At 70.2% G+C, this 1,231-nt stretch carries 2 protein-coding genes; both read right to left on the bottom strand.

All coding sequences use genetic code 11. From position 1 onward, the window contains the following. Positions 1 to 18 precede the first annotated feature (18 nt). On the bottom strand, positions 19 to 213 hold the full coding sequence (locus ABZW18_RS34775) for a helix-turn-helix domain-containing protein (RefSeq protein WP_356195525.1): 195 nt from the start codon (positions 211 to 213) through the stop codon (positions 19 to 21). A gap of 2 nt (positions 214 to 215) precedes the next feature. Beyond that, the coding region (locus tag ABZW18_RS34770; protein ID WP_356195523.1) for a replication initiator at positions 216 to 1,231 on the bottom strand (1,016 nt) is incomplete at its 5' end.

The raw sequence follows: 1,231 nt of genomic DNA, 5'->3' as shown, positions 1-1,231 counted from the left end.
CTTGGATGTGACCCGCCATCAGGCAGCCTCCTCGATCTGGGAGGAGACCCAGGCGCGTACGTCTTCGGGGTCGTAGCGCAGGTGGCGGCCGACGCGGAAGCCGCGGGGACCGGTCCGCTTGCGGCGCCACTGGTAGACGGTCTCGATCGGGACGCCCAGGAGGTCGGCCAGGTCAACCGGGGTGAGATAACGGTCGGGGAGGGCCCGGGCCATGGTCACCACTCCCCCTCAGTGTCGGACGTGTCGTGTTCGGCGCGGAGCTCCCGCACCAGTTCGCGGTTCTGCTTGATGTCGTTGGCGATGGTCTGGGCGAGCCAGGTTTCGCCGGGGGTGTGGCCGTGCCCGGCGTAGGTCCAGTGGGCAAGCACGAGCGTGGAGCCCTCCTGGTCGTCGGGGTCGATGTCGGGCAGGCCGCGTGCTTGTCGTTCCTGTCGGGCGCGGTAGTCGGCGCGGACCTGGCGGAGTGCGCCGAGGGTGGTGGAGTACCGGCGAGACTTGGTGGAGAAGTGACCGCGGAAGCCGAGCATGTGGGACCAGCGCGCCAGCAGCCGTTCCGGGTAGTCGGCGTCCAGTTCCCAGCAGGCTTCGATGAGCCGCCGGGTGTGGGCGGGCAGGTCGAGCCTGTCCAGCTCCCCCAGTTCAACGATCCGGCGGTCCACGGTGCCGGTGGTCTCGGCGGCCTTGGTTGCGTACTTGGCCACGTAGGCGGCGATGGCCTGTTCGGTCAGGTCCTCGTGTCCGAGAGCGCCGATGGGCTGGACATCGACCTGGGTTCCCCAGCGCAGTTTGCGTTCCGGGAAAAGGCCGGCGGGCGGGACGAGGACCAGGACGCGGGAAGCGGCGGCGCGGATGGCGTCGTCGAGGAGCGGGACGGTTGCCCAGGACGGGGGTTCGGTGTCCGGGCCGTCCGGACCGTCGAGGCGTACGACGGCGTGGAAGTGGACCGCGCCGCGCTTTTGGAACTCGGCGACCTTCCCGAACGAGACCCGGCAGGCATCCGCCAGGGCACGTTGGGAGAGGCCCGCGCGAGCGGCGATCTCCCGCCGGAGGTAGATCGTGAACCGCTGCCAGAGCTGCCCGGCGTAGTTGTTCCACAGCACCGCGCCCGCGTAGTCGTACCGGTTCGGGTTCAGCGCGGTGCCGAGGGCAGGATCGTCGTCCTGGTGCTGGACTGGCAGCGGCGACGGCGCCTTCGCGCTCTCGTCCTCCGTCCCGCCGATCGCCTGCCAGA

The sequence above is a fragment of the Streptomyces sp. NPDC004647 genome (assembly GCF_040609575.1).
Classification (GTDB): Bacteria; Actinomycetota; Actinomycetes; order Streptomycetales; family Streptomycetaceae; genus Streptomyces.
The sequence above is the reverse complement of the archived record's forward strand: the minus strand, read 5'-3'. Positions and strand labels throughout refer to the sequence as shown.